At 74.7% G+C, this 4,149-nt stretch carries 3 protein-coding genes and 1 pseudogene; all 4 read right to left on the reverse strand.

What is annotated here, in order from left to right:
• Positions 1-501 (reverse strand): annotated as a pseudogene (locus ACTUAL_RS21490) (hypothetical protein); the annotation flags it as partial.
• Between the two features lie 42 nt (positions 502-543).
• The gene (fabF, locus tag ACTUAL_RS21495; RefSeq protein ID WP_440901511.1) at positions 544-1,803 is read right to left on the reverse strand and encodes a beta-ketoacyl-ACP synthase II; all 1,260 of its coding nucleotides are present in this window, start codon (positions 1,801-1,803) and stop codon (positions 544-546) included.
• A complete protein-coding gene (locus tag ACTUAL_RS21500; RefSeq protein WP_440901512.1) occupies positions 1,800-3,308 on the reverse strand; it encodes a class I adenylate-forming enzyme family protein in 1,509 nt (502 codons plus the stop codon). Before ACTUAL_RS21500 ends, fabF begins: the two co-directional genes overlap by 4 nt.
• A 107-nt stretch (positions 3,309-3,415) precedes the next feature.
• The gene (locus ACTUAL_RS21505) at positions 3,416-3,898 is read right to left on the reverse strand and encodes an IS3 family transposase (RefSeq protein WP_440901513.1); all 483 of its coding nucleotides are present in this window, start codon (positions 3,896-3,898) and stop codon (positions 3,416-3,418) included.
• Positions 3,899-4,149 lie beyond the last annotated feature (251 nt).

Raw genomic sequence — 4,149 nt, forward strand, 5'->3', positions numbered from 1 at the left:
CGCGGCGGAGTAGCGGGCCAGGAACCGGCGCTGGGACAGCTCCGCCAGCTCCACCGGGAACCCGTCGGCCAGCAGCGGGTCGGTGCTGAGCACCCGGTGCACCTCGCGCACCGCCTCGGCCACCCGCGTGGACGGCCGGATCACCACCCGCTCGGCGAACCGCGCCGGAACCAGTCCGAACAGGACGTACGAGTACAGGATGTTGTTGGACGGCAGGAACACCGCCAGCTCGCGGAGCGCGCGCGGCCGGTGCCTGCTCAGCTCCCAGGACGCGCCCGCCAGCGTCGAGATGGACCGGCGCAGCTCGTCCACGACGGCGGGCCGGGTGGCGATCCGGGTCAGCACGTCCACCAGCTCGTCCCAGCGCCGCAGCAGCACCCGGACGGCGTTGAGGGTGAACGGGTCGTCGCTCACCGGGGCGACGCCCGCCTGCGCGGCGGTCCGCGCGGCCGGTAACGGCACGGCGAGCGGCTGATCGGGGTCGAGCGTGGTTTCGGACACCTGAGCTCCTCGGGACGGGTCGGCTAGTGGGAGTGCGGGCGCTCAACCCGCCCAGCGGCGCGCGATCAGCACGGCGTTGTGGCCCCCGAAGCCGAACGAGTTGCTCATCGCGGCCTCGACGCGGTGCTCCTGCGCGGTGTGCGGCACGAAGTTCACCTCCGGGTCCTCCGGGTCGTCGCAGTTGATCGTCGGCGGCGTCACGCCGGTCAGCACCGACTCCAGCGCCACGATCAGCTCGACCGCGCCCGCCCCGCCCAGCATGTGCCCGGTCATGCTCTTGGTCGAGCTGACCGGGACGCGCGTGGCGTGCGAGCCGAACACGCCCCGGATCGCCCTCAGCTCGGTGGTGTCGTTGAGCGGCGTCGACGTGCCGTGCGCGTTGATGTAGCCCACGTCCTGCGGCGCCAGCCCCGCCTGCGCCAGCGCGTCGTGCATCGCCCGCCGCGCAGGACCGGCCTCCGGGTGCGGCGCGGTCGGGTGGAACGCGTCGGTCGTCGCCCCGTAGCCCGCCAGCTCGCCCAGCACCCTGGCGCCGCGCGCCCTGGCGTGCTCCTCGCTCTCCAGCACCACGACGCCGCCTCCCGCGCTCATCACGAACCCGTCCCTGCCCCGGTCGAACGGCCGGGAGGCGGCCTCCGGGTCGTCGTTGCGGGTGGACAGGGCGCGGGAGATCGCGGCCCCGGTGATGTCCAGCCTGGTCATCGTGTCGTCCACGCCGCCCGCCACCACCACGTCGGCCGCGCCGTGCCGGATCAACCGCGCCGCCTCGCCGATCGAGGTCGCCCCGGTCGCGCACGCGGTCACCACGCACACCGACGGGCCCTGCGCGCCCAGGTGCAGCGCGACCTCGCCCGCCGCGCTGTCCACGCCGCTGCCGGGGAAGTAGTAAGGGCTCAACCCGCGCGCCCCGCGCTCGTCCAGCGCGCGGGTCGCGGCTGCGGACAGCTTCGTCGGCCCACCCGCCGACCCCAGCACCACCGCCGCTCTCGGCGCCAGCGCCTCGTCGACCACCAGGTTCGCGTCGGCCACCGCCTCCAGCGCGGCCGACAGCGCGATGTGCACCGAGCTGTCGGTGCGGCGCACCGCCTTCGGCGGCAGCCCGGACAGGTCCAGGTCCAGCACCTCGCCGCCGATCCGCACCGGCAGTCCTGTCGTGTCCACCGTGGACAGCACGCGGATGCCGCTCGACCCCTTCACCATGCTCGCCCACGTGGTCGGCCAGTCCGCGCCGATGGGCGTGACGGCTCCCCGGCCGGTGACGACGACCCGACGCCCTCCGCCGGTCCTGCTCGATGAGGTCATGGCAGTGCCCTTCCGGTTCGGTGACTCGGGGAAGCGGCGCGCTCGGCGTCCTGCCCGGTCGAGGTGTCCGCCGAGCGGACGAGGTCGGTGACGCGCACCAGGTCGGTCTTGCCGCTGGGCAGCCTCGGCAGCTCTGCCACCACCAGCACCCGGTCCGGCAGCTCGTGCCTGGCCAGCACCTCGCCGAACCGCGCCCGCCACCACGCGGCGGCGGTGAGCCGCGGGTCCTCGACCACGAAGACCAGCCGCCAGTCGTCCTCTCCGCGCGGTAGCGGCACCACCTGCACCGGGGCGCCGCACGCGCCCGCCAGGTGCGCCAGCCGGTCCGGGTAGAGGGTGTGCCCGCGACGGGCCACCGCGCGCTCGCGGCCGATGACCCGCAGCCCACCGCGCTCGTCGAGCAGTCCGAGGTCGTGCGTGGGCTGGGGGCCGGGTGGGCGAGGGACGAGCACCCCGTCGGCCAGCACCCCCGAGGCCGCGTCGGGCGAGTCCACCCACACCCGGCCGATCACTCCCGGTGGCACGGGGGCGCCGCGCTCGTCGAGCACCCGGACCGACAGCCCGGCCAGCGGCAGGCAGGTGTCAGGCGCGCCCGGTCCGGCCAGCGCCACGTTGCCCAGCTCGGTGCTGCCGTAACCGTCCAGCAGCGGGGCTCCGGTGACCTCGGTGAACCGCCGCGCCAGCTCATCGCCCAGCGGCGCGCCGCCGGTGCACCACATGCGCACCCCGGTCAGCGCGTCGACCAGGCCCTCCTTGCGCGCCAGCAGGTTCAGCGCGCTGCGGAAGGTCACCGGGGTGGCGTCCACGACCGTGACGCCGTGCTCGGCCAGCGCGGGCAGCGCGCGGTCCAACCGGGCCGGGGCCACCAGCAACCCGCAGCCCGCCCGCCTGGCCAGCAGGACCATGGACATGCCGTACTGGTGGGAGAAGGGCAGCAGCGGGGCCAGCACGTCATCGGCCCGGTACCCCATCCGGTCGGCGGTGCGCGCCAGGTTGCCCTCGATCGCCGCGCCCGCGCGCACCACGGCTTTCGGCGCGCCGGTCGACCCGGACGACCAGCTGATCAACCCGTCCGCCCTGGCCGTCCACCGGACCAGGTCCGGGTCGGCGAGCGCACCGCCCGCGTCGCCCGCGGCGTCGGCCAGCGGGATCGTCCTGGGCGCGCCCGGCGCGGTGGGGCGGTCGGTCACCAACCAGTCCGCGCCCACCTCGACGGCCGACGCGGTCAGCGCCGCGGAGGGCGCGCCGGGGTCGGCCAGCGCGACGGACACGCCCAGGTCCAGCAGTCCGAGCAGGACCGCGACGAACTCCGGCGAGTTGCCCGCGGCCAGCAGCACCCGGTCCGGTGCGCGGACGCCGTGCCCGGTGAGCGCCGCGGAGGCGCCCGAGGCCGAGGCCGCCATCGACCGGGCGGTCAGCGGTGGTGGTACCCGCCCCTGCGGGGGCGGTGAGGTCGGAGGTCGTGCTGACGGCGGCGCCGCCGCCTCCGTGACGCGCTGTGCCATGGGTGTTCCCCCGGTTCGCAGTGGGACGTGGCCGTCGAGGGCGCGCGACCACGACGCCGCAGCGGACCCGTGCCGCTGCGGCGTCGTGCCGTGCGCGCCCGGCGGTGCTACCGCGTGACGCGGCTCTGGACCGCCCCGTCGTGGACCTGCCTGCGCGCGGTCGCCCTGGACGCGCGCATCCCCTCGGCCCGCATCAGCCGTTCCACGGTGCACCGGGCGACCGGCACGCCGTTGTCCTGGAGCTCGCGCCAAATGCTCCGAGCACCCCTCTTGCCGCCCTCGGAAAGCCAGGCTGCCTTGATCAGGGGAAGCAACTCGCGATCACGCACGGTTCGTTTCGCCGGTGAGTGCTCGCGCTTTTTGACCGCGTAGTAGGTGGATGGCGCGAGAGAAATCGCCTTGCAGAGCACGTGCACTCCGTAGGCGGCCCGGTGGTGGTCTACGAATGCCACCTGGCGGGCGGTCGACAGCGGTTCTCCCGCGGTCGTGCGGATGAAGTTCTCGGCCAGTTGCTGAGCGTCGTCGCGGAGGTGTTCCTGCTTCTTCGAGCTGGTTGCGCTCGGGGTGGTCGGGTTCCGCTCCACGTCCACCCCGCCTATCTGCACCCTGCGCGGCGGCTCGGGGCCCGGAGCGCCCTGGCGCGGGGCGGAGACCCGCTTCCCCGGCGCGCTCCCAGGTCCGGGGCGCCTCCCGGCGAGAGATCCGCGCCCGCGGGTAATAGACCGGTTGTGCTGCGACAATCCCAGGCGGACACGCGCTCGGGCCCGCTCCTCACATCCCCCATCGGTGTGGGTCCCCCAGCTTTCAGTCAGACTGCGACGGTTTCCGTCTCCAACAAACC

This window comes from Actinosynnema sp., from assembly GCF_052038725.1.

What these genes read in the sequence shown, in the direction of transcription:
- fabF (WP_440901511.1), bottom strand. Translation starts at nt 1,803, where the DNA reads ATGACCTCATCGAGCAGGACCGGCGGAGGGCGTCGGGTCGTCGTCACC.
- ACTUAL_RS21500 (WP_440901512.1), bottom strand. Translation starts at nt 3,308, where the DNA reads ATGGCACAGCGCGTCACGGAGGCGGCGGCGCCGCCGTCAGCACGACCT.